Here is a 26,501-nt window from a genome sequence, read left to right on the forward strand (position 1 = left end):
GGCCCTCGTCTCGTGTCGTCGGATGTGACATCACCCGTGCCTACCCGTCCCTTGGGGCGCAAACTCCCTTGCCGCCGCATGCCGGGAGCGTCAAAGATCACAGCATGAGTGGCAGGTTGCGTGAGATGGCGAGAGAAAACGCGGAGATCGTGGCGTCCGGTGGGTACCGGGCGCGGTCGGGGCGGCAGGTGGCGCTCGCCGCCGCCGTGGCGGAGGCCAAGGCAGGAACCAGGATATATGGCCCAAACCGGGTGATTCCAGGCGAACCGGCCCCCGGGGAGACCGGCAGGACCGTCGTCGAGGTCACGGGGGAGAGCAGCACGGCGGCGGCCCGCAGGCTCGCGGGGGACCGCGCGGAGGCGGCCTCGGTGGCGGTCCTGAACTTCGCTTCGGCCCGCAATCCCGGGGGCGGCTACGTCCGCGGGGCCAAGGCCCAGGAGGAGGCGCTCTGCCGCGCCTCGGCCCTGTACGAGACCCTGCTGGAGGCCCCGGAGTACTACGAGATCCACCGGGCCGAGGCCAGCACCTTCTACACCGACCGGGTGATTCACTCGCCCGGGGTCCCCGTCTTCCGCGACGACCGGGGCGAGCTGATGGAGGCCCCCTTCCGGGCCGGCTTCCTCACCTCCCCGGCCCCGAACGCCGGCACGATCCGCCGCCAGGAGCCGGAGCGCGAGCCCGAGATCCCCGCCGCCCTCGCGCGCCGGGCGGAGCTGGTGCTGGAAGTGGCCGCGCTGCACGGGTACCGGGACCTGGTGCTGGGGGCCTGGGGGTGCGGGGTCTTCATGAACGACCCGGCCCAGGTGGCGGAGGCCTTCAGGGGGCTGCTGGCGGGGCGGTTCGCGGGAGTCTTCGAGCGGGTGGTGTTCGGGATCCTGGACCGGAAGCCGGAGACGCGGGAGACCTTCGAAAGGGTGCTGGCGGGGCTCGTGTGACCGGGGGGATCGGCCCCGGGCGGCGCGGCGGGGGCGCAGGCGGGGGCGCGAGGGGCGCGGGTCCCGAACGGCGGGGCCCCTCGCTACCCGCATTCGGGTGACGGCCGCCGCGAGGCCTGCGCCGCGTCACCGGCGGACTCGACACTGGTTGTGACCGGATCCGACTGTCGGTGACATCGAGGGGAGTCCCATGCGGGCGATGAAGCGCGCGGCGCGGAACGCGGTACGGACGGCCGTGGTGATCGGAGCGGCCCTGACCCTGTTCACGGGGGTCTCGACCAGCGCCCAGGCGGCCGGCGGCGAATTCCGGTACGTCAATGTGGAGGGGGACGATTTCACCCTCGAGAACCCCGCGAACGGCGAGTGCTACCTACTGCTGAGCGGCGCGCGCCGGGCGGAGAACGCGACCGGCGCGCGGGCCTCCCTGTTCACGGAACGCGGCTGCGAGGGCGGGGCCGCGCTGGTGATGCGTCCCAGAGGCTCGGCGAACTTCGGATCCGTGGTTCCGCACAGCGTGCGGTTCGGCTGAAGGGCATCGGCCGGGGCGCGGCCCCCGCGGGCCTGCCCCGGCCCGGCCGGCTACCGCCAGCCGTACCGCTCGCGCAGCCGGTCGACCACCAGCTGGAAGCGCCCCCGGTCCAGCGCGCACGCCTCGCGCCGCATCCCGTCCTCGTGCACGCGCAGCACCCGGTCCACGTCCACCCAGGACTCCCGGGCGGCGGCGTCCCAGGGCCCGGTCCCGATCGGAACCCATTCCCGGTCGTGGTCGTGCCGCTTGCTGGAGAGCTGCACGGCCAGCAGCGTGCCGGCCGCCTCCCGCGCGACGACCAGCACCGGCCGGTCCTTCCCGCGCCCATCGTTTTCCTCGAAGGGAACCCAGGTCCACACGATCTCGCCGGGATCGGGATCCCCGTCGCGATCGGGGGCGTACGAGGTCTGCACCGGCCCGATGGCGTGCGGATCGGCCTCGGCCGTGGCGGTGTGCCCGTCGCGGCCGGGCTGCTCGACGTGACCGTTGCTGTGGTGTGAAAGTGCCGTCATTTAGGGGAGATTACTGGGTTTTTCGGGCCCCTGTCGCACTGGTGGGCCGAGGTTTCGCGGCCGCCCCGCGGTGCTTGAGGTTGACGGCCGAGGACTTGGCCAGCACCACGGGGTTCAAGAAGCGCAGCGGACCGATCAGGCGGGATCCGAAGAGGTGCATGTGCCGCGCCAGCGACGCGTCGCGCGCGGCCGCGGAGAACACCAGCCGCTCGATGGGGTTGAACGGGCGGGACTTGGCGAAGTCGGCGGCCAGGTACTGGTGACCGCGCAGCTCGCGCCGGTGCCTGCGCGCGTACACGGCGAGCGACCCGTCGAGGTCGCCCCGGCCGGTTGCGGCGGGGGCGACGGCCTCGGCCAGCCAGCGCGCGGACTGCAGGGCCCACCCGCATCCCACTCCCCACAAGGGGTCGCTGGTCAGGGCGGCGTCGCCGATGAGCGCGACGCCCGGTGCGGTCGGCTTTCGGCTGTGCAGCGGGTAGTCGACGGTGCCGGTGATCTTCGTGATGCGTTCCGCCGAGTCGACGGGCGGCGCCTCGGGCAGGGCGCGGACGAACTCGAGGAAGCTGCCCTCCAGGTCCTCCCGGAAGGCCGGCAGCCGCTTCTTGTCCGGGAGCACCGCGAGGACCGTGACCCCGTCGTCGTTGGCGAACGCGTACGCCATGTCGGGTTCGAGGAACCAGGCCTGGCTGATCCCGCCGGGCAGCGGCAGGTTGCGGTAGTGCGCGAAATAGCCGAACCGGCCGTTCTCGTGCTGCTGGGCGGGTACGTCGGCGAACTTCGCCACGGCCGAGTTGTTGCCGTCGGCGCCGACGACCAGGCGGGCCCGGATCTCGCGCTCGCCCAGGGGCGTCGACGCGCGTACCCCCACGGTGCGCCCGGCTTCCCTCAACAGCCCGGTCACCTGGTGGCCGAGGAGCAGATCGACGCCGGGAGTGCGGGCAGCGCGGGACCTGATCAGCGGGTCGAGGGTGCTGCGCCGGACGTTGTACCCGTACGGCAGCTCGGGGCCCGTGGCCGCGCCCCTCGGCTCGATCCATCCCCAACGGGTGTACCAGCGGGCCTGGTTGCGGACGGCTCCGGCCTTCTCGAGATCGGGGACGAGGCCGAGTTCCTCCAGCACCGGGTAGGCGTTGGCCGTGAGGGAGTGGGTGCACAGCACTTTGTGCGCTTCGGGGTCCGAGCGGCGTTCCATCAGTGCGACGCGGACACCGCGTCGAGCGAGCAGGATCGCCGCGGCGCTGCCGGCGAGGCCGGCTCCGCTGATGACGACGTCGTACTCGTATCCCGCGCTCTCAGGCCTGGTCATGTGCCGATCGCTCCCTTCGGGTGTGGTGCCGTCCATGGCGGTGGCGCAGCGCCGCCGCTGTCAGGAACATGACCAACTATAGGGAGTGGCCGACCGGTTGACGGGGGATCGGGGCGCGGTGGCCGACTCCGGCCGGCCGCCGCACCCCCGGGCAGGTCCTAGATCCAGCCTTCGAGGGAGGCCATGAACCCGTCGAAGTCGTCCCGCTGGATGGTGTGTCCGGCACCCGCCACCGAACGGACCTCGAAGCCGCGCTCCCGCAGGACCGCCGCCCGCTCCTCGTTGATCAGGAAGCTGGGGTCGGCCAGCTGTACGAGCGAAGGGACCACCGGCGCGGCCGGCAGCAGGTCGGCGCCCATCAGCGGACCGAGGCACAGTGCGGTCGCCTCGTCCCAGACGGCCAGGGTCTCCAGCTCGATGTCGACGTCGGCCTCGTCCCAGCGCGGGTTCATCGCCTGGATCTGCTCCTTCGACGCGGCCTTGAACTGGGCGAACATCTCCGGGGTGAAGCCCGGTTCGGGGGCGGCCAGGTGCCATGCGGGGTCGGAGAACACGGCCCGCTTCGGCTTCAGGCGGTCGACGGCGAGCGAGAGCGTCAGGCCGCCGAGGGAGTGCCCGATGGCCAGCTCCGCGCCCACGGGCAGCGTCTCCACCACGTCGTCGGCGAAGGCCTCCGGGCTGTACTCGCCCCGGCCGCTGGCCCCGTGGCCGCGCAGGTCCACGGCGATGGCGCGGTAGCCGCGCTCGGCGAGGGCGGGACCGACCCGGCGCCAGGTCCGGTGGTCGGCCATGATCCCGTGGATCAGGAGTGCGATGCGGTCGCCTTCGCCCCAGGTGTGGGTGTGAAGCTGCACGGTGGTGCCTTTCGTGGTCAAGGGTGTGGTGTACGGGGTCGGTTCGGGGCGGAGAGGCGGTTCAGCGGACGCTGCGGATCGGCTTGACCGCCAGTGCGCCCGCGACCGCCAGTACGGCCGCCACGATGAACAGGGCGGTGTAGCCGCCGCTCACCGACACGATCACCGAGGCGATGAACGGCGCGACGATCTGCGGGCCGGCGTTGGCGATGTTGAGCACGCCCATGTCGCGGGCCGCGTCCTGCGCCTTCGGGAGGACCATCGTCACCAGGGCGGTGTCCACGGCCATGTAGCAGCCGAAGGCGAGGCCGTTGATCACGGCGAAGGCCAGCATGGCCGTCCAGCTGGTCGACAGGGCGGGAATCACCAGCGCGATCGCGGACAGCAGCGCGGAGGCGCCGACGAAGAGCTTGCGGCGGTCGTACTTGTCCGAGAGCCAGCCGCCGAGGACGGTGGAGACCACCATCGCCACGCTGGTCAGCGGCATCATGACGGCCACGGCCGACTCGGGCTTCATGCCCTCGGGCAGGACGGTGTGGTCCTGGAGGATGTACAGCTGGTAGCCGCTCACCGCGAAGTAGCCGAGGACGAGCAGCGCCCGCCCGATGAAGGCCCAGCGGAAGTCGTGGTCCTTCAGGGCGCTCGCGAAGGCGGCGAGCTGCTGCTTGACCGGCATCGGGGCGCGCGCCGGCAGCCGCTGCTCGCGGGTGCAGGTGGTGAACAGGACGGCGCCGCCGGCGACGATCGCGCCGAAGATCAGGTAGCCGGTGCGGTAGTCGTCCGAGAAGGCCGCGCCGATCAGGGCGCCGATGGTGGAGCCGAACGGCAGGCCGAGGCCGACGGCCGCGGAGGCCTTGCCGCGGGCGCTCATCGGGACCCGGTCGGGGACCACGGAGGTGATGGCGGCCTGGTAGATGTTCATCACGGCCTGGCTGAGACACCAGGCGATGGTGATCAGCAGGATCGTGTCCGCGGCGCCGAGCAGCAGCATCGCCGGGACGGCGGCGATCCCGCCGCCCAGGATCCAGGGATTGCGCCGCCCGCTGCGGTCGGACAGGGCGCCCGCGACCGGGTTGAAGACCGTCGCGAAGATCGCGGAGACCCCCGCGATCAGGCCGAAGTTGGCGACCTTGTTCGCCGGGTCGATGTCTTCGACCTGGAGGGCGAGCAGCATCCCGCCCACGCCGATGTACAACGCGTACATGGCGCTGTTGCCGAGGAGCAGCAAGGGGAGCAGGCCGCGTCCAGGGGCGGACTCGGCGGGGGCGTCGGTGGCGGCGGCGGCGGTGCCGGTGCCGGGGGAGGAAAGGGCCACGGTGCCCTCCTGGGCAGATTTCGAGGGGGATGAGGGGTGCGGGAGGAGTGCGTGAAGGTGCGGGAGGGGTGCGGGAGGCGGTACGGGGAGGAGTGCTCGCCGCCCTGTCACGACGGCGGGGGTGCGATGAACGCGACGGGGCGGCGGGCACGACTGGACACGTCACGGCACGTGTGGAGACACCCTTGATGACGCTGGGGTGACGCCGTGGTTACACGTGTCAATGAATCGTGTAACCACTGTGTAGCATTCGTTTCCGGCCATCCGCTAGCCCCTGGGCACAACCGGTCTGGAAAGATGCGACGGCAATGTCTCAGTCATCGAAGCCTCCGAAGCCGCCCGAGTCGCAGGCTCCGGCCCCCGCGGCGCCGACCACGCCCGCGCCGACCCGGCCCGTGCCGCTTTCGTCCGCGCGGATTCCGTCCGTGCCGGTTTCGTCCGCGCCGATTCCGTCCGTGCCGACCAGTGCGGACGTGGCCCGGCTCGCCGGGGTTTCGCGCGCGACGGTCTCGTACGTCCTGAACAACGCGGAAGCCGTACGCATCAGCGAGCCCACCCGCCGCAAGGTGCGCGAAGCCGCCGAGGAGCTCGGCTACGTCCCCCACGCCGCCGCCCGCAGCCTGCGCGCCGGGCACACGCGCATCGTGCTGCTGCCCACCTCGCACGTGCCGATCGGCCCGCTCTACAGCACCTTCCTGAACGAGTTGCAGTGGGCGCTGCGCCGACTCGACTACACGGTGGTCCAGTACGGCAGCCTCGGCCTGACCGGTGACGAGGCGGCCCGCGCCTGGGCGGAGTTGCGGCCGGTCGCGGTGATCTCCCTCGGCGAGATCATGCTCTCCGCGCACAACGTCGCGACGCTCAAACGGGCCGGGGCGCGCGCGGTGATAACGATGGGACCGGTGAGCGTCCCCGGAGCGCACGCGCTCGTCATGGACCAGGCGGAGGTCGGTGTGCGGGCGGCGGAGCACCTGGTGCACCGCGGCCGGCGCCGGATCGGCGTGATCGTGCCGGAGGAGGAAGGGCTGGAGCTCTTCTCCGAGCCCCGGCTGGCCGGTGCCCGGTCGGTGGCCGGAGCGGAGGTCGTGGCCCTGCCGATGGCCTACTCGGAGGAGTCCGCGGCGGCCCTCGCGGAGCGGTGGACCGGGCTAGGCCTGGACGCGGCGTTCGCGTACAACGACGAGTACGCGATGGTGCTGATGCGGGCCTTCCAGGACGCGGGGCTGCGGGTGCCGCAGGACGTGGCCGTCATCGGCGCGGACGATCTGCTGATCGGGCGGCTGCTGCGGCCGAGGCTGAGCACGGTCCAGATCGAGATGCCGACGGGCGAGCGGCTGGCCGGCCTGGTCGACCAGGCGGTACGGGAGCCTTCGGCCGTGGTGAGGCGGCACGACCTGATGGCGGCGGTGGCGCTGCCGCGCGATTCGACCTGACGGAGGCGGGGGCGGTGGTGCTGCGGCGCGAATCGACCCGACCGGACGCTTCCAGCCGGATCCCCACGGGGGCGGGCCGGTGCTTGCGGGCGGGGGTCGGTGTCTGCGCCGGTGCTTGCGGTCTGCGGGCGATGCCTGCGGCCCCAGCCCCCAGCCCCCGACCCGCAGCCTGCGGACTATCGGCCGGTGCCGCCCGTACCGCCGGCGTCCGCGGAGTCGCCCGGTGAGACGAGTCCCGTCTCATAGGCGATGACGACGGCCTGGGCCCGGTCCCGCAGGCTCAGCTTGCCGAAGATCCGGGCCACGTGCGTCTTCACCGTCGCCTCGCTCAGGGTCAGTTCCCGCGCCAGCTCGGCGTTGGAGAGCCCCCGGCCCATGAGCGTCAGCACCTCGAGCTCGCGCGGCGTCAGTACGGCCAGGTCCCGGTGGACGGCCGGGGCGGCGGGATCCGGACCGGCCGGGGGAGCGCCGGGCGCGAACCGCTCCACCAGGCGGCGGGTGATCGAGGGCGCGAGCAGGGCGTCACCGGTGTCGACCAGGCGTACGGCGGCGGCCAGATGTGCGGGGGTGACGTCCTTGAGCAGGAACCCGCTGGCTCCGGCGGCGAGGGCCGCGTAGACGTACTGGTCCAGGTCGAAGGTGGTCAGCATGATCACCCGGCAGTCCGGGTTCTGCGCGAGCACCCGGCGGGTGGCTTCCAGGCCGTCCATCACGGGCATCCGGATGTCCATCAGCACGACGTCGGGCCGCAGTTCACGTACGGCGGCTACGGCCTCGGCCCCGTCGGAGGCCTCGCCCACCACGTCGATGCCGCGGGCGGTCAGGATCATGCGGAAGCCGGTGCGGACCAGCTCCTGGTCGTCGGCGATCACGACGCGGGGGCCGGGCGGCGCGGACCCGGCAGGATCCGAAGGAGAGGGCCCGGGCGCGGGGTTCGTCGTCACGGCCGGTCCAGCGGTATCCGGGCGCGGACGCGGTAGCCGCCGCCGAGGCGGCGTCGGGCGTCTAGGTCGCCGCCGTAGACGGAGACCCGCTCGCGCAGGCCGAGCAGCCCGCGTCCGGTGCCGTCGGCTCGACCGGTGCCGTCCGCGCGGCCCTTCGTGTCCCCGGGTGCCTTTCCGTCCCCGGCTCCCGTGCCGTCCCCGCGTCCTGCGGCCGACCCGCTGCGCTCGGCGGGGCGGCTGCCGGACAGGACGCTCGGGCCGCTGTTGAGCACCTCGACCCGCAGGTAGTGGTCCGCGTACCGCACGGTCACCTCGGCCTTCGCCCCGTCCCCGTGCTTGAGGGCATTGGTCAGGGCCTCCTGGACGATCCGGTAGGCGGTGACGTCGATCCCCGTCGGCAGCGGGCGCGGCTCGCCCGAGATGCGCATCTCCACGGGCAGGCCCGCGAAGGCGATGCGGTCGATCAGCGGACCGATCCGGCTCAGGCTCGGCTGCGGGGACAGGTCCATTCCGTAGGGCTCGTCCTCGCCGTTCTGCGCGGGTGCGAGCAGGCCGAGCAGGTGCCGCAGCTCGGTCATCGTGTTCCGCCCGGCGGTCTCGACGGCGCTCATGGCCGCCGCGGCCTCCTCCGGCATCGTGGCCAGCACCTCGCGGGCCGCACCGGCCTGAACCACCATCAGGCTCACGTTGTGGCTGACGATGTCGTGGAGCTCGGCCGCGATCCTGGCCCGCTCGGCGTCCACGGCGGTCTGCGCCGCGCTCTCCCGCTCGCGTTCCAGCAGCCAGCCGCGCTCCTCGAGGGCTGCCCGGTGCAGCCGCCGGCTCCGGACCGCCATCACGCCGAGGCACCCGGCGGCGCCAACTGCTGCCGCCAGGGCGATGATCAGCCCGATCGTCCCGGATCCCCACACGTGATCATCTTCGCAGCTCGGCGGGGTCCGCGCCATCAGCCCCCGTACGTAGCCCCGTACATCCCCGGGATGACCCGACCCGACGGATACATCGAGGGGTTGACGCCGGGTGCGCGGACTCCGGCCTAGGTTCGAGCCATGACAAACGATCACGGTGGTACCGGGCAAGTGGTGGTGCGGCTGGACGAGGTGCACAAGGAGTACGGCGACGCGAAGGCCCTGGACGGGCTGTCGCTCGAGATCAGGGCGGGGGACGCGGTCGCAGTGATGGGGCCCTCGGGCTGCGGCAAGTCCACCTTGCTCAACATGGTGGCCGGCCTGGACCGGCCGACCTCGGGCACGGTCGAGGTGCAGGGCCATGACCTCGGGAAGCTGAACGAGACCGGCCTGGCGCTCTTCCGGCGGCGCAACGTCGGCATGATCTTCCAGTTCTTCAACCTCATCGACGATCTGCCGGTCCTGGACAACGTGGCCCTGGCCGCGCAGCTGACCGGCACCCCGACCCGGCAGGCGCGCCGCCGGGCCCTGGACCTCCTCGACGAACTCGGTGTCGCCGGACGCCGGAACAACTACCCGGCGACGCTCAGCGGTGGTGAGCGCCAACGGGTCGCCGTGGCAAGGGCCCTGATGAACCGTCCGGCGCTGCTGCTGGCGGACGAGCCGACCGGCGCCCTCGACAGCCGCTCCGGGGAACAGGTCATGGACCTGCTGATCGACCTGAACCAGATCGGACAGACCCTGCTGATCGTCACCCACGACCCGGAACTGGCCACCCGCTGCGCCAGCCGGCTGGTCCAGGTAGCCGACGGCCGGGTGGCCGGCGAGAGCGCACTGGAGGTGACGGCGTGAGCGCCGTGTGGGCGGCCTCGCGCGCAGCCGTGAAGCGCCGGCGGATCCAGACCCTCGTCATCGGGCTCGTCGTGCTCTGCTCCACGGCGGCCGTGCTGCTCGCGCTGGCGCTGATGACGGCGGCCTCGAGCCCCTTCGACAAGGCCTACGCCGAACAGCGTGGGGCCCATGCGGTGGCAGCCTTCGATTCCGCGAAGGTCTCGCCGGAGCAACTGGCGCGGACCGCCCGGCAGCCCGGGGTGGAGGCTGCGGCAGGACCGTTCGAGCAGGGCGTCGTGGACGTCCCCAAGGACTGGCTCTGGACGGCGGGCGGAACCCTCAGTGTGGTGGGCCGGGCGGATCCGGCGGGCCCCGTGGACCGGATCGAGCTGCTGTCGGGCCGCTGGGCCACTGCGCCGGGCGAGATGGTCGTCAACTGGTCCTCCAACGGCTCCCCCGGCACGAAGCTGCTCGGCACCGAGCTGAAGGTCCAGGGCGGACCGACACTGACCGTCGTCGGCTTCGCCACCAGCATGAGCCAGTCGGCGAGCGCCTGGGTCTCGCCCGAACAGATGGCCGCACTGCACCCCACCTCCACTCAGATGCTCTACCGATTCGCGGACTCCGCTACGGAGGCTCAGCTGAGCGCCGGGCTGGCCCGGGCCACCACGGGATTGCCCGAGGGCGCGCTCACCGGCGCGCAGACCTACCTCAGCCTCAAGCAGGCCTTCTCCGCACTGGCCGACTCCTACCTCCCGTTCATGATGCTCTTCGGCATCCTCGGCCTGCTGGTCTCCGTCCTGATCGTCGGGAACGTGGTCAGCGGGGCGGTCGTCTCCGGCTACCGGCACATCGGGGTGCTCAAGGCCCTCGGGTTCACCCCGAACCAGGTCGTCGCCGTCTACCTGACGATGCTCTCGGTACCCGCGGTGGCGGGCTGCGTACTGGGCACCTTGTTGGGCAATGCACTGGCCGGACCGATTCTGAAGGTCGCATTCAGCGGCATCGAGGTGGGCCGGGCCTCGGTCGGCGAGGTCAGCCCGTGGCTGTCCGTCGCCTGCTTGGCGGGCATGCCCGCCCTCGTCCTGCTGGCCGCGCTGGTCCCCGCCCTGCAGGCGCATCGGCTGCCCGCCGCGCGGGCGATCAGCGCAGGCGGCGCGCCGAGGACCGGGCGCGGGCTGCGCGTCCAGCGGATGCTCGGAGCCACCCGGCTGCCGCGCCCGGTCAGCCTGGGCCTGGGCCAGCCGTTCGCCCGGCCCGCCCGCACGCTGCTGACCCTGGCGGCCGTCGTGCTCGGGGTCACCACCGTGACTCTGTCGACCGGATTGACCAGCACCATGGTGGCTTTCGCCGACGTCGGGAGGGAAGACGGGGGCGCCTGGATCCAGGTGGGGACGGGAGGGCCGGGCAACGGCGGGACGGCTCCGCTCCTCAGTGACCAGCAGATCGAGGAACGGCTGCGCTCCCTGCCGGGTGTGGTGGGCGTACGGGCCCGCGCGCTCTCCCAGGCGAGCATGACCGGGCAGAGCCAGCCCATCTACGTCGACTTCTACCGCGGGGACGCGTCCTCGTACGACCATGTCCTCGCCAAGGGCCGGGCGCCAACCGCGGTGGGAGAGATCGTGGCCGGGCCGGCCTTCCTGACCCAGCGTGGGCTGAAGGTCGGTGACCGGGTCGCTCTGGAGCTGAACGAAAGGCGGGTCTCCGCGACCGTCGTGGGCGAGCTCATCGAGGGTCACGCCCGGGCCGTGGAGGCCACCTGGGAGACCCTCGCCCAATTCGCACCAGGCACCCCTGCCACCGAGTACGTGGTAAGGCTCGCCCCCGGCGCGGACGCGCGCGCCTGCACCGAGGCGGTCGAGGCGCTCGACCCGGGCCTACGCACCTCGGTGGTGGACTCGGACAATGCCGGCACGAACACCGTCGTCACCTTCTCGACCGTGTTCACGGTGCTTGTGACCCTCGTAGCGTCCCTCGGCGTCTTCAACACGGTGCTGCTCAACACCCGCGAGCGGCGCCGGGACCTCGGCATGCTCAAGTCGATCGGAATGACCCCCCGGCAGGTGGTGGTGATGACGGTGACCTCGGTCGCCGCGCTGGGCGCGGTCGGCGGGCTGATCGGCATCCCGATCGGGATCGCGGCGCACCGCTTCGTCGTGGACAACGTCGGAGTGGTCGACTTCCCGGAATCCATGAAGGACGTGTGGCACGCGCCGCAGCTGGCCGGGATGCTCGTCGCGGGTGTGGCGATCGCGGTCCTCGGCGCCCTGATCCCGGCCCGGTCGGCGGCCCGGATGACCATCGCCTCGGTGCTGCACACCGAATAGCGGGCCCGCACCCCGGCCCTGCCCGCCCGGTAGCCCGCCCGGCCGGGCCGGAGGGGCGTTGACATGGGGGGACGGGCGGACGGAGACTTCGGGCGCGCCCCACCGGGTGCGGGCGGGGCGTGCGCCGGGGCCGGACAACGGCGTCGGTGAGGACGTACCGCCACTCGCTCGCCCAGGAGGGACTCCATGAGCATCCGCACCGTCCGCGACGTCTACGTCGTCGACGCCGTCCGCACCCCGATCGGCAAGTTCGGCGGGGCCCTCGCCGGGGTCCGGCCCGATGATCTGGCCGCCCACGTGGTGCGCGCGCTCGTGGACCGTACGCCCGCGCTCGACCCGGCCCGCATCGACGACGTCGTCTTCGGCGACGCCAACGGCGCGGGCGAGGACAACCGCGACGTGGCCCGGATGGCGGTGCTGCTCGCGGGGCTGCCGGTGAGCGTCCCCGGGGTCACCGTCAACCGGCTCTGCGGGTCCGGGCTCGAAGCCGTGATCCAGGCGGCCCGCGCCATCGCGCTCGGCGACGCCTCCGTCGCCATCGCGGGCGGGGTCGAGTCGATGAGCCGGGCTCCGTGGGTGGTGCAGAAGCCCGAGCGCGGCTATCCGGCCGGGCACCAGCAGATGTGGTCCACCACCCTCGGCTGGCGGATGACCAACCCCCGGATGCCGGCCGAGTGGACCGGTTCACTCGGTGAGGGCGCCGAGCTCGTCGCCGACAAGCACGGCATCACCCGCGAGGCGCAGGACGCCTTCGCGCTGGAGAGCCACCGCAAGGCGGCGGTCGCCTGGGCCGCCGGGCAGTACGACGCCGAGGTCGTGCCGTGGGCCGGGGTGGACCTCGTACGGGACGAGTGCATCCGGGAAGGGTCCACGATCGAAGCGCTGGCGCGGCTGAAGCCCGCCTTCCGCCAGGACGGCACCGGCACGGTCACCGCCGGGAACGCCTCCCCGCTCAACGACGGCGCCGCCGCGCTGCTGCTGACCGACGAGGCCGGCCTCGCGGCCACCGGGCGGGAGCCGCTGGCGCGGATCAGCGCGTCCGCGGTCACCGGGATCGAGCCCCAGCTCTTCGGTCTGGGGCCGGTGGACGCCGTCGAGCATGCGCTCGCCAAGGCGGGCCGCGGGTTCGGGGACCTGGCCGCCTTCGAGCTCAACGAGGCTTTCGCAGCGCAGGCGTTGGGCTGCCTCGCCAACTGGCCGGACCTGGACCCGGCGCTGGTCAATCCGCGCGGCGGGGCCATCGCCATCGGTCATCCGCTCGGCGCCTCGGGGGCCCGGCTGGCGGGCTCGATCGCACATCAGCTCGCGGCGGCCGGTTCGGGTACGGGTGTGGCGGCGCTCTGCATCGGCGTGGGGCAGGGCATCGCTCTCGTTCTGGAGCGCTGATCCGCCCGGGAATTGCTCCCCCAACGATCATTTTCAGTCATAGGTGGGCGGCAACCGTGCGCCGGCCGAAGGGAATTGGTGCCTCGGGCGCGGGGTGGTGGCACGATGGCGCGAGCTGCCGCCCCCCCGCCCCGCCCATCCCCACCCGGAGGCCCCGCGCCATGCCGCTTCTCGATCCGACCCTCTGGCAGGACGGACCCACCCTCACCGGCGGTACCGCCCCCGTGATCGAACCCGCCACCGGGCAGACCCTCGCCACCATCCGCCTGGCGGCCCCGGCCGACGTGACGGAGGCCGCCGTACGGGCCCACGCGGCGCAGCGCGACTGGGCGCGGGCCACCCACCTGGAACGGGCCGCCGTGCTGCGCCGCGCCGGGGACCTGTTCGCCGCCCACCCCGACGAGCTGCGGGACTGGCTGGTGCGGGAGTCCGGGTCGATACCCGGCAAGGCCGACTTCGAGCTGCACGTCGCCGCGCAGGAGTGCTACGAAGCCGCGGCGCTGGCCTCGCGCCCGGCCGGCCAGGTGCTGCCGAGCGAGGCGCCGCGGCTGTCCTTCACCCGCCGCGAACCGGTCGGCGTGGTCGGGGTGGTGGCCCCCTTCAACGCCCCGCTGATCCTCGCGATCCGCTCGGTGGCGCCCGCGCTGGCGCTGGGCAACGCGGTGCTCCTCAAGCCGGACCCGCGCACCGCCGTGTGCGGCGGCCTGCTGCTCGACGCCGTCCTCACGGAGGCCGGCCTGCCGGCCGGGCTGCTGCACGTCCTGCCCGGCGGCGCCGACACGGGCGCGGCGGTCGTCGCCGACCCCCGCGTACGGGTGGTGTCGTTCACCGGATCCACCGCGAGCGGCCGGGCCGTCGGCGAACTGGCGGGCCGTCACCTCACCCGCGCACACCTCGAATTGGGCGGGAACTCGGCGCTCGTCGTGCTCCGAGACGCCGACGTGGAAGCGGCCGTCGCGCAGGCCTCCTGGGGTTCCTTCTTCCACCAGGGCCAGATCTGCATGACGGCGGGCCGCCACCTCGTGCACGCCTCGCTCCACGACGAGTACGTCGAGCGGCTCGCCGCGCGGGCCGACGAGCTCGCGGTCGGGGACCCGTACCGCGAACAGGTGCACCTGGGGCCGCTGATCGACCGGTCCCAACTCGACCGGGTCCACGGCCTGGTGGAGGCCAGTACCGCGCAGGGCGCCAAGCTCGTCGCCGGAGGCACCCACCGGGACCTCTTCTACCGGCCCACCGTGCTCGCGGGCGTCGGCGACGACACCCCCGCCTACGCCGAGGAGGTCTTCGGCCCGGTGGCGCCCGTACGGTCCTTCGCGACGGAGGACGAGGCCGTACGGCTGGCCTCGGCCGGCCCCTACGGGCTCGCCCTCGGGATCGTGACCGCCGACGCGGCGCGCGGCCTGGACCTGGCGGGCCGGATCCCGACCGGGATCGCGCACATCAACGACCAGACGGTCAACGACGAGGCGGTGGCCCCCTTCGGCGGCGTCGGCGCCTCGGGCACCGGCGCCCGCTTCGGCGGCGAGGCGAACCTGGACGCCTTCACCGAGCTGCGCTGGACCACGGTCCGCGCCACGCCCGGCGCGCACGGGTTCTAGTACTGCTTCCAGTACTGCTTCCAGGTCCGCTCCCAGAACAGCTCCCAGAACCGCGGCCGTGGGCAACGCCGGGGCGGAATGCTTCGGGTCCTCCGTTCGTTCACGGAGGACAAGAAGTGCAGCAATCAGGAGGTCTGGACAATCGTGGCTACTGTCGAACTCACCAAGGAGAACTTCGACCAGACGGTGAGCGAGAACTCATTCGTGCTGATCGACTTCTGGGCGGGCTGGTGCCGCCCCTGCCTGCAGTTCGCCCCGGTCTACGAGAAGGCGGCCGAGGCCAACCCCGACCTGGTCTTCGCCAAGGTGGACACCGAGGCCCAGCAGGAGCTCGCGGCGGCCTTCCAGATCAGCTCGATCCCGACCCTGATGATCGTCCGCGACCAGGTGGCGATCTTCGCCCAGCCCGGCGCGCTGCCGGAAGCCGCCCTGACGGACCTCATCGGTCAGGCCCGCGCCCTGGACATGGACGAGGTGCGCGCCAAGATCGCCGCGGAGCAGAAGGCCGAGACCGGCGGCGCGCCGGACGCCGGAACCCCGGAGGCCGCCGCGCCGGACGCCTGAGTACGTGACGGGCCCTCGCCCTGCGGTGAGACTGGCCCGTATGACTGAAGCGGTGGAGTACGACGTAGTGGTCCTCGGCGGGGGCCCGGCCGGCGAGAACATCGTGGACCGGACCCGCGCCGCCGGGCTGAGTACGGCCCTGGTCGAGAGCGAGCTGGTGGGCGGCGAGTGCTCGTACTGGGCCTGCGTGCCCAGCAAGGCGCTGCTGCGCCCGGTGCTCGCCCGGGCGGACGCGCGCCGGGTGCCGGGTCTCGCAGGAGCCGTCGCCGGCCCGCTGGACGCCCAGGCGGTGTTCGCGCACCGGGACTACTGGACCGGCAACTGGAAGGACGACGGCCAGATCGACTGGCTGGAGTCGGTCGGCGCCCACGTGTACCGGGGGCACGGGCGGCTGTACGGGGTCCGGAAGGTCGCCGTCACCAGCCCCGAGGGGGAGCACCACGTGCTCGCCGCCCGGCACGCCGTGGTCATCGCGACCGGCACCCGGGCCGTGATCCCCGATCTGCCCGGCCTGGTGGACGCCCGGCCGTGGACCAGCCGCGAGGCGACCTCCGCCCAGGCGGCGCCGGGCCGGCTGCTGATCGTCGGCGGCTCGGTCGTGGCCAGCGAGATGGCCACCGCCTGGCAGGCACTCGGCTCCGAGGTGACCCTGCTCGTACGGGGCTCCGGGCTGCTGCCGCGCATGGAGCCGTTTGCCGGGGAGCTGGTGGCCGAGGCCCTGCGCGAGGCGGGCGCGAAGGTCCGTACGGGAGTCGCGGTGGAGTCCGTCGTACGGGACGGCTCTACCGGGCCCGTCACCGTGGTGCTCGAAGGCGGCGAGACGCTGGAGGGCGACGAACTGCTGATGGCGACCGGCCGCTCGCCGCGCACCGAGGACATCGGCCTGGACACCGTCGGCCTCACGCCGGGCGGGTGGATCGCGGTGGACGACAGCTGCCGGGTCCCGGGGATCGACTGGCTGTACGCGGTCGGCGACGTCAACCACCGGGCGCTCCTCACCCACCAGGGGAAGTACCAGGCCCGGATCGCGGGAGCCGTCATCGCCGCCCGCGCGGCGGGCGACGCGCAGCTCGACACCGGCCCTTGGGGCGCCCACGCGGCGACCGCCGACACCGAGGCCCTCCCGCAGGCCGTCTTCACCGACCCGGAGGCCGCGTCGGTCGGGCTGACCTTCGCGGAAGCCGAGCGGGCGGGCCACCGGGTCCGGGCCGTCGACTACGACCTCGGCAAGGTCTCCGGCGCCGGCCTGTACGCCGACGGCTACCACGGCCGGGCCCGCATGGTGGTGGACCTGGACCGCGAGATCCTGCTCGGGGTGACCTTCGTAGGTCCGGGCGCGGCCGAGCTGCTGCACGCGGCGACGATCGCGGTCGCGGCGCAGGTCCCGATCGATCGCCTGTGGCACGCGGTCCCGGCGTTCCCGACGATCAGCGAGATCTGGCTGCGGCTGCTGGAGGCGTACAGGGGGTAGCTACCGCCCGGCGGCCCGCCGTCGAAGGACCGAGGCCCTTCTCCAACGGATCCAGGAGGCCATCGGCCGACTTCGGCCGCCATCGGCGGAAGAAGGCCCAGGCCGGTGTCGCGTCGGCCGCCCGCTCCAACCTCCGCTTCCAGGACCGCCGCGGCGCCGACCTCGAAGCCCAGATCGTTGACACCTGACAGTTCACTCGAGCTTCGGGGTGAAAGTTCGAAACTCGACAGCCCATTACCGCACCACGGAATTCAACGGGAAGTTCCGCAGCTGCCAACCCACCACACCTGCGGGGCCCGCCGGTCTCCCGACCTCGATCACTGCGCGTCACTCCGTACCTCTGTATCGATGGTGCGGCGGCCGCGATCGACTCCACGTCTCGGTGCTCGGGGCGCGGGTGACTCCGCGTACGGGGCCCACGGAGCTGCGATGGTGAGCGCACCTCACCCGGCGGGTCAGGAGGTGCCGCTGTGGTGGGTGTTGTGCGGATGTCGGGGGCGCAGGCGGGCTGCCACGACCGCGACGTCGTCCTCGGCGTGCTGCGCATCGAGTCCGTCGCAGACCGCGTCCACCACGTCCACGAGCCGTGCGTCGCCGCTCATGTGCAGGGCCGTGAGCCTGGCCAGTGACGTGTCGATGTCCTCGCCGCGGCGTTCCACCAGACCGTCCGTGTAGAGCAGCAGGGTCTGCTCGGAGCTGATCGGCCGGGCCAGTGCCTCGTAGCCGCCGACGCCCGTACCGAGCGGCGGGCCGACGGGGACGTCCAGCAGCTCGCCCGCGCCGTCGCCGATGAACACGGCGGGCGGCAGGTGTCCGGCGCTGGCGTAGACGGCTGTGCCGCGGGCGGGATCGACCCGGACGAGCAGGCAGGTCGCGGGCCGACGCGCCTCGTCCGATGCGGACAGCGCGTCCATCTGGCGCAGCACCCGGTGCGGGGCCAGATCGGTGGAGGCGAACTCGCGCAGGGCGGCGCGGTAGGCGTTCATGTCGACGGCGGCATCCAGGCCGTGTCCCATGACGTCCCCGACCACGAGCAGGGTGCGGCCGAAGTGCAGGCGGACCGCCTCGAACCAGTCGCCGCCGACCAGGGCGCGACCTCCGAGGGGCAGGTAGCGGCTGGCGATCTCCAGATTGGGATGCGGCCGGCCGGGTTCGGTGACCAGGGCACGCTGGAGATCGACCGCGGTCTTCTCCGTGGCCGCCAGGAGCCGGGCGTGCCCGATGTGGATGCGTCCTCATCCCGGAAACCGAACCCGCCCACCTGTGGCAGCGGATGCTGCAGAACCAACGCGGTTCCGTCGTCGCCCACGCGGTACGCCGCGACACCGACGCCGTCATCTGCCGACTGCGCTTCCGCATCACCGACGACGTGCACTGACCTGCGCTGAACTGCGGGGACCTGCGTTGACGCACCCCTGACGGATGGTTGCCGCATCTCGTGCGCCGCCGTCAAGGCGGCGCCAATTTCTCCGAGTCGGGGCTGGCGAGATGATCCCGGCCGACGGGGAGGAAGTCGACGGCGCCGCGATGGTGGACGAGTCGGAAGTCACCGGCGAACCGGCCCCTGTACTGCGGGAGTCGGGCGCCCTCGCTCAGGGGAGGGGCCGGCGGGATCTGGAAGAGACGGCCTGGTGCCGCGTCAGGCAATGTTCGCCCGCGACGGGGCGAACGTTGCCTGACGCGGCACTAGCTACCGATGTCCCGGCTGCGGAAGTCCTCCAGCGTCTCTCGCCGCACGAGGAGCCGGGCCGTGCCTTCGTGGACCGCGACGACCGCCGGGCGGCCGACGAGGTTGTAGCTGGAGGCCATGGACAGCTGGTAGGCGCCCGCGACCGGTACGGCTACCAGGTCGCCGGGGTGGATGTCACCCGGCAGTTCCGCGGTCTCCGCGAGGATGTCGCCGGCCTCGCAGTGCCGTCCGACTACGGTCGTCCTACGGGGACCGGCCGTCGAGCGGCGGCCGATGAGGCGGGGCGCGTAGCGCACCCCGTACAGGGCGGGCCGTGGGTTGTCGCTCATGCCGCCGTCGACGGCGACGAACACCTTCTCGCCGGTGTGTTTCACGGCGAGCACCCGGTACAGGGCGACTCCGGCCGGCCCGACGACGGCCCGTCCGGGCTCGATGAGGAGCCGGGGTACGGTCAGCCCGGCGGCGGCGCAGCCTTCGACGAGCTCTGCGCGCAGCCGTACCGCCAGCGCGGTCAGGTCGAGGGCGGCCTCGCCGGGCCGGTAGGCGATGCCGTGGCCGCCGCCCATGTCCAGCTCCGGCAGGACGACGCCGTGCGCATCACGGATCCGGGCCATCAGCCCCACCATCCGGCGCAGGGCCACGAGGTAGGGCTTCACCTCGGTGATCTGGGAGCCGATGTGGCAGTGCAGTCCGGTGAGTTCGAGCTGTGGCTGGCCGAGGATCCGCGCGACGGCGTACTGCGCGCCCCCGTCGGCGAGGGACAGCCCGAACTTCTGGTCGTCCGTACCGGTACGGATCTTGTCGTGGCCGCCTGCCGCGACGCCGGGCACCACCCGCACCATGACCTTCTGGCGACCTTCGGGGCCGACGGCGGCCGCGATCCGGGCGATCTCGGACGGGCTGTCGATGACGATCCGCCCCACGCCGAGCCGCAGAGCCGCCTCCAGGTCGCGGGGCGACTTGGCGTTGCCGTGCAGCACGATGCGTTCGGGCGGGAAGCCGGCGGTGACGGCGAGCTCCAACTCGCCCGCCGAGCACACGTCGAGCCCGAGGCCTTCCTCGTCGACCCAGCGCACCATCGCGCGGGAGAGGAACGCCTTGGCGGCGTACAGCACACCGGCCTCGGGAAAGGCCTCCCGGTACGTCCGGCAGCGTCCGCGTACCTCGCCCTCGTCCAGGACGTAGACCGGGGTGTCGAAGCGCTCGGCGATCTCGGCGAGGGACACTCCGGCGACGGCCAGGTCGCCGTGCGGGAGTGCGGCCGTGGATGCGGGCCAGATGGACAGTTCGCCGGCGCCGGCCGGTATTTCGGGGAGAACGGTGACGGTCATGGAGCGCTCCCCTTCACACGGTCCGGGCGGTGGTCTCGGGTACGTGCGGGAGCGGTGCCCCGACCGCCGGACCGGTGCTTGCCGTCGAAGTGACCGGGGGCGCGGTGAGGGCCGGGTCGATGGTCAGCAGGGACACTCCGAGCGGCTCGGCCAGCGCGCGGAGCGCGGCCTCGGAAAGCCGGATCCAGGGCTGGGCCGCGCCGAGCGTGGCGGCCAGCCGGTCCGGGCTGGTGAAGCCGACAGCCGTGCGCGTTCCCAGCGGGGTGCGGAACAGACGCACCACCAGGTGTGCTGCTCCCGGCCGGGCGGGCACGTACAGGGGCCCGGCCGGGATCCGTTCTTCAGGCTCGGCGTCGTCGGCGAACTGAAACAAACACATGGGGCCCTCCCTGAGGAACCACGAGTGACAGGTGGCGCCCCGGGTGCGGGGAGGCGGTCCGGGACGCGTCATCGAACGTATCCCCGCACCTGCGCACCTTCGGTCGCCTCGTAACGGGTCCCATACGGCTCCCGGCCAAGTCCTTACGGATCACTGACGGGGGAGCCGGGCTTTCCGGCACGCGATCGACGCGCTCAGCCGCCCGGTGCGCCGTCAGCACCGGACGACGCCGACCTGACCGGCAAGATCCGAAGGAGGCGACCTGGGCCTTGACCCGTTCGCGCTGCCGGGCCTGGCCGTCGCCCTCACTGGACCCGGTCAAGCCGATGAGTCATCGGGGACTCGCTGACGGGTCGGGCTCTCTGCGGCCATGACTCGGATCAGGCAGCGCCTACGGCCGAGGGGTTCGTGATCCTCGTAGGCAGTGCGGCCGTGGAGGATGCGCTGGTCGTTCAGGACCAGGCAATCTCCTTCCTCCAAGGCGACGGTGATGGAGAGGGCGGAGCGGGACAGGACTTCCTCCAGGGCGTCGATCGCTGCGCGACGGTCCGGAGGCAGGGGCTGGCCGAGCAGGTCGTAGGCGCTGCGCATCCGCCTGACATTGCACCGGACGCGGAGGTGCCCGCCGTGCTCGGCGAAGGCGGGACCCCAGACGACCGGACTCTCGCCGGCCGGTGTCACATGGCGCCGATCGAAGGCGAACGGGGTACGGAGCAGGCCCAGTTCGCGGGGATACTCCTCGCCCAGGGTGTGATGCACCATTGCGCCGTCCGCGAGGACGGACTCCCCGCCCCGGCGTGCCACACGGTGGGCGAGCAAGGCCAAGTAGGCGGGTTCGGCGCCGAACGGCGTCACCGCCATGTCGTTGTGGAGGTGCAGATCGCCACGCGATTTCGATGTGTAGGCGACCTCGTGGAAACGCCGGTCGTCGGTGTACTGGGAGACGCGCTCGTCCCGTACGAGCCAGCCCGTGGTCCGCTCCGCGCCCTCGCCCTGGGGGAGCGGATCACCGAGGGGCCGGATCATCGAGACTGCCAGCTCCTGGGCTTGGGCGGTGGTCATGGTGCGCGCCGGGGTCCCTCGGACGACCGTGAAGCCGTCACCCGACCGCAGCCTCTCACGCAGTCGCCGGGCCAGGGCCGCGTGGTCGGGGTCGTACGGCAATCCGTACGCCTCGGCCTCGGCCTGCTTCCGGCCGGTCCAGCCGTGCGAGGGCTTCGCCACGGTTCACGCTCCTTCGTCGGCCCGGCACCGGCCCGGCACCGGCCGGCGTCGACCGGGCAGCCGCTGCGAGGCTAGGCCGCCGTGGCGGATCGGCGGAAGGCGCAATCGCGCCTCCTCGGCAGCCGCACCTGTCCGTACGCTGCGAGGCGGGGAGGTGTCGATGCCGATGGGGCAACTGCGGCGACTGGGGCGGGACGGCCCCTGGGTGTCAGCCCTCGGAGTGGGCTGCATGGGGATGTCGGACTTCTACGGTCCCGCCGACGAGGCGGAGTCGAGGGCCACGCTCCACGAGGCCCTCGACCACGGCCTGAACTTCCTCGACACGGCCGACATGTACGGTCCGCACACCAATGAGGAGTTGGTCGGGCGGGCCATCGCCGGGCGCCGTGACGAGGTCTTCCTGGCGACCAAGTTCGGTGTGGTGCGCAGCGAGGATCCGCGGGCGCGGAGGATCGACTCCTCTCCGGGGTACGCCCGGCGTGCGTGTGAGGCATCGCTCAGGCGGCTAGCGGTGGATCACATCGACCTCTTCTATCTCCATCGCCGAAATCCGGATGTGCCGATCGAGGAGACCGTCGGCGCGATGGCCGGCCTGGTGGCCGAGGGCAAGGTCCGATTCCTGGGGCTTTCCGAAGTGAGCGCCGAGACGCTGCGGCGGGGCTGCGCCGAGGCTCCGATCGCCGCACTGCAAAGCGAGTACTCGCTGTGGACCCGTGGACTGGAGAGAGAAATCCTGCCTGTCGCGCGGGAGTTCGGGGTGGCGGTGGTGGCCTACGCGCCGCTGGGCCGGGGTCTTCTCGCCGGCGGGCCGGCGACCGTGGAGGGGCTGGCCGCCGACGACATCCGGCGGCAGCAGCCGCGCTTCCTCGGTGACGACCTCACCGCCAATCTGCGCCTCGTCGAGCGCGTACGTACGCTCGCGTCGGAATCCGGATGCACCCCCGCGCAGCTGGCGCTCGCCTGGCTGCTCGGGCAGGGAACGGACGTGTTTCCGCTCCCCGGAATGCGCAGACGGGCCCACCTGCGCGAGAACACCGGCTCCCTCGGCCTCAGCCTCTCGCCCGACCTGCTTCGGGCGGCCACCGAGGCGGTGGGCGAGGCCGCCGGAGCGCGGGCACCCGATATGACCCGACTCGAGCAGTGAGCTCGCCCCTCTCTCGCGGACTCCATGAACCAAGCCTGAAAGTCACCCAGTTGTTCACTGCTGATCGAACCGGAACGCGCCGAGGTCGCGCACCGTGTCGGCCAGGGCGCGGATCAGGTCGTTCTCGGCCTCGGTCCGCCAGACCAGGGCGAAGGTCATGGCCGGCAGGTCGGGGACGGGAAGCCATCGGATGTTCGGCATACCACCCCAGTACCGGGTGACATGGCCGGGGAAGCTGTGGATGATCTCGCCCATGCCGACCATGCTGATCAGGTCATCGGCGGTGCCCGCGGGCGCGATGCGCTCGATCGTCCGGCCCCGTGGGGTGTGGAAGGGCAGGTAGCTGTCCTCCCAGTAGTCCTCCAGGCCGAGGGCCGTGCTGTGCGGGAATTCGGCGAACAGCTCGAGGGGCACGGACTCCCGTCCCACGAGCTGGTGGTCTGAGGCAACGGCAAGGATCCGGGAGTCGGTGCACAGGGTCGGGCCGACGGTGAAGTCCGCCTCCTCCACCGGCAGCCAGGCGACGACGACGTCCATGGCACCGGAACGGAGCTGGCCGAACACATCGGTGAAGGTCGTCTGGCGGATCTGGAGTCCCCAGTGGGGGTACCGCGAGCGGAACGCCTTCCAGTAGGGGTGCAGATCGACGATGTTGAAGGGCAGCATGCTGACGCGCAGCTGTGCGGTGATGCCGCGGGCGGCCAGCCGGGCGCGATCCAGGGATGCGTGCAGGCCGGCGTGGACCGGGCGCAGGTCGTCACGGAGCTGCCGGCCGATCTCGGTCAGGCGTACGGTCCGACTGGTGCGGCTGAACAGTTCGGCGCCGATGCGCCGCTCCTGCTTCTTGATGGCCTGGCTCACGCGCGCCGGGGAGACGTGCAGCCGCTCCGCGGTCCGGCCGAAATGCAGCTCCTCGGCCAGCACCAGGAAGATCTCGACGTCCCGCAGCTCCACCGGCTCCCCAGTTCTCCGGCGATAACCCGGCGGCTATCGAACAGCGCGGGAGTCTACCTTGATCATCACCGCGACCCGCAGGAGGGTTGAGGGCATGCGGTCCGACCGGGTCGGACCGCATCGACACCCCCTAAACGACCCGCTCCGCGGTGGCAGGCGCCGCGCCGCGCTTGGCCTCCAGCAGCTGCTGGCGCGCTTCAGCTCCCGACTTGAGGTGCAAGCTGTACGAACCGGGCTTGTCCGCCTCGTCGGCCAGGTGCTTGGGGACGACCTTGCACACGGTCTCCTTGAGCTTCGCACCCAGGAACCCGTTGACGTTGAACCACACCGCGACATCGGACCGGTTGGCGAACTGGAAGATGCCGCCGTGTCGGCCCAGGCTGATGCACTGGGCGCCGAACGGCTGGTTGAGGGGCGCGGGCTCCTCGCCCGCGATCCGGCTGAGCACCGTGTCGGCGGCCCGCGCACCCAAGGGCATCGCGGCCTGGCAGCTCATCCGCAGCGGCAGGCCCGACGGGGCCGCCGAGTCCCCGGCCGCGAAGATGCGTACGTCGTCCACGCTGGTCAGCGTCTCGTCCGTCAGCAGCCGGCCCAGCGCGTCGGTGCTCAGACCGCTGCGCACGGCCAGGTCCGGCACGCTGAAGCCGGCGGTCCAGATGGTCACGGCACTCGGCAGGTCGTGGCCGTCGGAGAGCCGTACGGAGTCGTGGCTCACCGCGGTGACCTTCGTGCCGGGGCCGTCGAGTACGGTCACGCCGAGCCGGGCGAGCCGGGCGGCGACCGTGCGGCGGCCGCGGGCGTGCAGGTACGGGCCCAGGACCCCGCCGCAGACCAGGGTCACCGTGTGGCCCTGCTCGGCGAGCTCGGAGGCGGTCTCGATGCCGGTCGGGCCGGCCCCGACCACGGTCACCGCGGCACCTTGTGGGGCCGCGTCCAGGGCCGGTATCAGCCGCTGCGCGTCCTCCAGCGTGGCGATCGGGTGGGCGAACTCGGCCGCTCCCGGCACGCCCGGGTCGGCGCTGCCGCTGCCCACGGCGTAGACCAGGTAGTCGTAGCCGAGCGTGCCGCCCGAGGCGAGCGCGAGGCTGCGCTCGTCCGCGTCGATCAGTGCCACGGTGTCGACCACCAGCCGGACGCCCTCGGCCAGGACGTCCTGGTAGGCGAGGACCGCGGGGTCGGACCCGCCCACCAGCTGGTGCAGGCGGATGCGGTGGACGAAGTCCGGACGCGGGTTGACCAGCGTCACCGTCACGTCGCCGCGCTGGGTCAGCCGGTTCGCTGCCATGACTCCGGCGTATCCGCCGCCGATGACGGCCACTTCGGTGTTCCTGCTCATGGTGTGTGTGCTCCATCGTTCAAGGGGGTGCGGGCCAGGCCGTCTTGCGGCGGGCCGGCGGAGTGGATGCGCGGTGGTGAACGGCGTTCGGGCAGGAGGCGGGGAAGGGTCAGGCGCCGGAGGGCGCCACCCACTCCACCAGCTGGACCGGCACGCCGTTGGGGTCCTCGAGCTGTAACACCCACTCGCCCCAAGGCTCCTGGCGCAGCGGCATCGCGATCCGCGCACCTTCCCGCCGCAGCCGCTCGTACTCGGCGGGGAGGTCGGTGACCGAGAAGGACACCGTCACTTCGGCCCGCGGAGCCGGAGGCCCCGTCCCGGGGCGCGGTTGTGGATCGGATTGCAGGATGACCAGGTCGGCGGCCGCGTCGTCGCGCGAGAGGTGGATGACGTCCTCGGCCACTAACACTTCGCGGAACCCCAGATGACCGGTGAAGAACCGGCTCGATGCCGCCGGATCACCAACGGTCAACAACACGGCCGACGCGATGACGTTCATGTATCGATCTCCTCCCGGGTGGCGTCTTGAGACACGGTCAAGAATCGGAGGAGCCGGGAAGTGGATCAAGGTGGTGTGCCGCAACGGTGGTTAACACAGCGGTTCACGATGAGGGGAGCAGGGCCTCGCCTGCCGGTCGGCGCAGCGCGCCGTCGACGAGCCTGCGGACCTGCGCCGCGGGAACGGCGATGCCCGGTGTCCCGAAGGTCCAGCGGAGGAACTCCTCGACGCCCATGGCGGGCACGTCGCCGAGATACGGCCGGACGTACACCGGTGTGTCCGGTTCGCTGCGCCAACTGGCGGCGAGGGCGCCGGTGTCCACCGCGTCGTAGCCGAGGAGGTTCAGCAGCCGGGCGGCCTCCGCCCTGGCCTGCGCATCGTCGCCGGCGATGGGCAGGGCGCTGCGGTCGGGGGCGCCCACGGGCCGGGCGAGGGAGAGCAGTTGGTGCGGGGTGATGCTGTTGAAGGCCTTCACGACGCGGGAGCCCTTGAGGTGGCGCTGGAGCCGAGCGCTGGAGGTCAGCTCGCCCGTGTCCAGTTCGGCCAGGTGGCCGTCGCGCTGGGGGTAGTAGTTCGCCGTGTCCAGCACCGTTTTGCCGGCCAGGGCGTCGGCGGGCAGCTGTTCGTGGGCAAGCAGCGGGATCGCCGCCACCACCAGGTCCCCGGCGCGGGCCGCCTCCGCAGGTGTGGCGGCTCGGGCCCGCGGGCCCAGGTCTGCGACCAGGCCGGCAAGGGTCTGCGGTCCTCGCGCATTGCTGAGGACGACCTCCAGGCCGGCCGCGATGGCCAGGCGGGCGACAGAAGAACCGATCATTCCGCTGCCGATGAGTCCGAGTGTTCGAGGCATGCCGTCTCTCCGTTCGTCCGGGTCGTCCGGGTCGTTCGGGTGGATCCGACCGGGGGCGGCCGCTGGGTGGTCGTTGGTGGTCCGTGGGTGGTCCGGCGGTCACTGGGTGGTTCGCCTGACAGCCTGGCTCTGCCGTGACCGTCCGGCCAGGTCCGTGTGGTGCGTGCTCACGGCGTGATCA

24 protein-coding genes are annotated in these 26,501 nt (G+C 72.3%); 10 read left to right on the top strand and 14 right to left on the bottom strand.

The annotated features are described in order from the left end of the window. Window positions 1–104 precede the first annotated feature (104 nt). Window positions 105–935: a TIGR02452 family protein gene (locus OHU74_RS31590; protein ID WP_371619041.1), complete on the top strand. Its 831-nt coding sequence runs from the start codon at window positions 105–107 to the stop codon at window positions 933–935. A 190-nt stretch (window positions 936–1,125) separates the two neighbouring features. After that, window positions 1,126–1,464, top strand: coding sequence for a hypothetical protein (locus OHU74_RS31595; RefSeq protein WP_371619042.1), 339 nt, complete (start codon window positions 1,126–1,128; stop codon window positions 1,462–1,464). A gap of 50 nt (window positions 1,465–1,514) precedes the next feature. On the opposite strand, the gene OHU74_RS31600 is transcribed toward OHU74_RS31595, so the two are convergent. From OHU74_RS31600 to OHU74_RS31615, 4 genes are all read right to left on the bottom strand, one after another. Then, window positions 1,515–1,976 carry a type II toxin-antitoxin system PemK/MazF family toxin gene (locus OHU74_RS31600; RefSeq protein WP_330299753.1) on the bottom strand — a complete coding sequence of 154 codons (462 nt, stop codon included), beginning with the start codon at window positions 1,974–1,976 and terminating at the stop codon, window positions 1,515–1,517. A gap of 10 nt (window positions 1,977–1,986) precedes the next feature. Further along, on the bottom strand, window positions 1,987–3,282 hold the full coding sequence (locus OHU74_RS31605) for an NAD(P)/FAD-dependent oxidoreductase (RefSeq protein ID WP_371619043.1): 1,296 nt from the start codon (window positions 3,280–3,282) through the stop codon (window positions 1,987–1,989). A gap of 158 nt (window positions 3,283–3,440) precedes the next feature. Beyond that, complete coding sequence (locus OHU74_RS31610; RefSeq protein WP_371619874.1) at window positions 3,441–4,136, bottom strand: alpha/beta fold hydrolase; 696 nt, start codon at window positions 4,134–4,136, stop codon at window positions 3,441–3,443. A gap of 61 nt (window positions 4,137–4,197) precedes the next feature. Then, window positions 4,198–5,451 carry an MFS transporter gene (locus OHU74_RS31615; RefSeq protein ID WP_371619044.1) on the bottom strand — a complete coding sequence of 418 codons (1,254 nt, stop codon included), beginning with the start codon at window positions 5,449–5,451 and terminating at the stop codon, window positions 4,198–4,200. Window positions 5,452–5,906: 455 nt separating this feature from the next. On the opposite strand from OHU74_RS31615, the gene OHU74_RS31620 reads away from it, so the two are divergent. Continuing rightward, entirely contained in the window at window positions 5,907–6,884 is a 978-nt protein-coding gene (locus tag OHU74_RS31620; protein ID WP_371619045.1) for a LacI family DNA-binding transcriptional regulator, read from the top strand. 176 nt (window positions 6,885–7,060) lie between these two features. Here OHU74_RS31620 and OHU74_RS31625 read toward each other — a convergent pair whose 3' ends face one another. Together OHU74_RS31625 and OHU74_RS31630 are read right to left on the bottom strand one after the other, a co-directional pair. Beyond that, entirely contained in the window at window positions 7,061–7,714 is a 654-nt protein-coding gene (locus tag OHU74_RS31625; RefSeq protein ID WP_371619875.1) for a response regulator, read from the bottom strand. A gap of 110 nt (window positions 7,715–7,824) precedes the next feature. Further along, window positions 7,825–8,739, bottom strand: a complete 915-nt coding sequence (locus OHU74_RS31630) for a sensor histidine kinase (RefSeq protein WP_371619046.1) — start codon at window positions 8,737–8,739, stop codon at window positions 7,825–7,827. Between the two features lie 138 nt (window positions 8,740–8,877). Here OHU74_RS31630 and OHU74_RS31635 point away from each other — a divergent pair, with 138 nt between their 5' ends. From OHU74_RS31635 to OHU74_RS31660, 6 genes are all read left to right on the top strand, one after another. Continuing rightward, entirely contained in the window at window positions 8,878–9,588 is a 711-nt protein-coding gene (locus OHU74_RS31635) for an ABC transporter ATP-binding protein (protein WP_371619047.1), read from the top strand. Next, window positions 9,585–11,894 (top strand): FtsX-like permease family protein, encoded by a 2,310-nt coding sequence (locus OHU74_RS31640; RefSeq protein WP_371619048.1) that lies wholly within the window; start codon window positions 9,585–9,587, stop codon window positions 11,892–11,894. The genes OHU74_RS31635 and OHU74_RS31640 overlap by 4 nt, the downstream gene beginning before the upstream one ends. Window positions 11,895–12,080: 186 nt before the next feature. Next, the gene (locus OHU74_RS31645) at window positions 12,081–13,280 is read left to right on the top strand and encodes an acetyl-CoA C-acyltransferase (RefSeq protein ID WP_371619049.1); all 1,200 of its coding nucleotides are present in this window, start codon (window positions 12,081–12,083) and stop codon (window positions 13,278–13,280) included. Window positions 13,281–13,441: 161 nt separating this feature from the next. Next, entirely contained in the window at window positions 13,442–14,881 is a 1,440-nt protein-coding gene (locus OHU74_RS31650) for a benzaldehyde dehydrogenase (protein ID WP_371619050.1), read from the top strand. Window positions 14,882–14,959: 78 nt separating this feature from the next. Next, window positions 14,960–15,445 carry a thioredoxin family protein gene (locus tag OHU74_RS31655; protein WP_371619051.1) on the top strand — a complete coding sequence of 162 codons (486 nt, stop codon included), beginning with the start codon at window positions 14,960–14,962 and terminating at the stop codon, window positions 15,443–15,445. 40 nt (window positions 15,446–15,485) lie between these two features. After that, the gene (locus OHU74_RS31660; protein ID WP_371619052.1) at window positions 15,486–16,916 is read left to right on the top strand and encodes an NAD(P)/FAD-dependent oxidoreductase; all 1,431 of its coding nucleotides are present in this window, start codon (window positions 15,486–15,488) and stop codon (window positions 16,914–16,916) included. A 455-nt stretch (window positions 16,917–17,371) separates the two neighbouring features. Here OHU74_RS31660 and OHU74_RS31665 read toward each other — a convergent pair whose 3' ends face one another. From OHU74_RS31665 to OHU74_RS31680, 4 genes are all read right to left on the bottom strand, one after another. Next, complete coding sequence (locus OHU74_RS31665; protein ID WP_371619053.1) at window positions 17,372–17,932, bottom strand: PP2C family protein-serine/threonine phosphatase; 561 nt, start codon at window positions 17,930–17,932, stop codon at window positions 17,372–17,374. Between the two features lie 670 nt (window positions 17,933–18,602). Then, the gene (lysA, locus tag OHU74_RS31670; RefSeq protein WP_371619054.1) at window positions 18,603–19,937 is read right to left on the bottom strand and encodes a diaminopimelate decarboxylase; all 1,335 of its coding nucleotides are present in this window, start codon (window positions 19,935–19,937) and stop codon (window positions 18,603–18,605) included. A 13-nt stretch (window positions 19,938–19,950) separates the two neighbouring features. Then, window positions 19,951–20,316, bottom strand: a complete 366-nt coding sequence (locus tag OHU74_RS31675) for an SAV_915 family protein (RefSeq protein WP_371619055.1) — start codon at window positions 20,314–20,316, stop codon at window positions 19,951–19,953. Between the two features lie 318 nt (window positions 20,317–20,634). Then, on the bottom strand, window positions 20,635–21,540 hold the full coding sequence (locus OHU74_RS31680; RefSeq protein ID WP_371619056.1) for a TauD/TfdA family dioxygenase: 906 nt from the start codon (window positions 21,538–21,540) through the stop codon (window positions 20,635–20,637). A 160-nt stretch (window positions 21,541–21,700) separates the two neighbouring features. Here OHU74_RS31680 and OHU74_RS31685 point away from each other — a divergent pair, with 160 nt between their 5' ends. Continuing rightward, window positions 21,701–22,684 (top strand): aldo/keto reductase, encoded by a 984-nt coding sequence (locus OHU74_RS31685; protein ID WP_371619057.1) that lies wholly within the window; start codon window positions 21,701–21,703, stop codon window positions 22,682–22,684. 54 nt (window positions 22,685–22,738) lie between these two features. On the opposite strand, the gene OHU74_RS31690 is transcribed toward OHU74_RS31685, so the two are convergent. The 4 genes from OHU74_RS31690 to OHU74_RS31705 all read right to left on the bottom strand — a co-directional run bounded on the left by OHU74_RS31690 (window position 22,739) and on the right by OHU74_RS31705 (window position 26,320). Continuing rightward, entirely contained in the window at window positions 22,739–23,638 is a 900-nt protein-coding gene (locus OHU74_RS31690; RefSeq protein ID WP_371619058.1) for a LysR family transcriptional regulator, read from the bottom strand. Between the two features lie 130 nt (window positions 23,639–23,768). Next, window positions 23,769–24,974, bottom strand: a complete 1,206-nt coding sequence (locus tag OHU74_RS31695; RefSeq protein ID WP_371619059.1) for an NAD(P)/FAD-dependent oxidoreductase — start codon at window positions 24,972–24,974, stop codon at window positions 23,769–23,771. 109 nt (window positions 24,975–25,083) lie between these two features. Continuing rightward, on the bottom strand, window positions 25,084–25,473 hold the full coding sequence (locus tag OHU74_RS31700) for a VOC family protein (protein WP_371619060.1): 390 nt from the start codon (window positions 25,471–25,473) through the stop codon (window positions 25,084–25,086). Between the two features lie 103 nt (window positions 25,474–25,576). Further along, the gene (locus OHU74_RS31705) at window positions 25,577–26,320 is read right to left on the bottom strand and encodes an NADPH-dependent F420 reductase (protein WP_371619061.1); all 744 of its coding nucleotides are present in this window, start codon (window positions 26,318–26,320) and stop codon (window positions 25,577–25,579) included. Window positions 26,321–26,501 lie beyond the last annotated feature (181 nt).

Source organism: Streptomyces sp. NBC_00454 (assembly GCF_041434015.1).
Classification (GTDB): domain Bacteria; phylum Actinomycetota; class Actinomycetes; order Streptomycetales; family Streptomycetaceae; genus Streptomyces.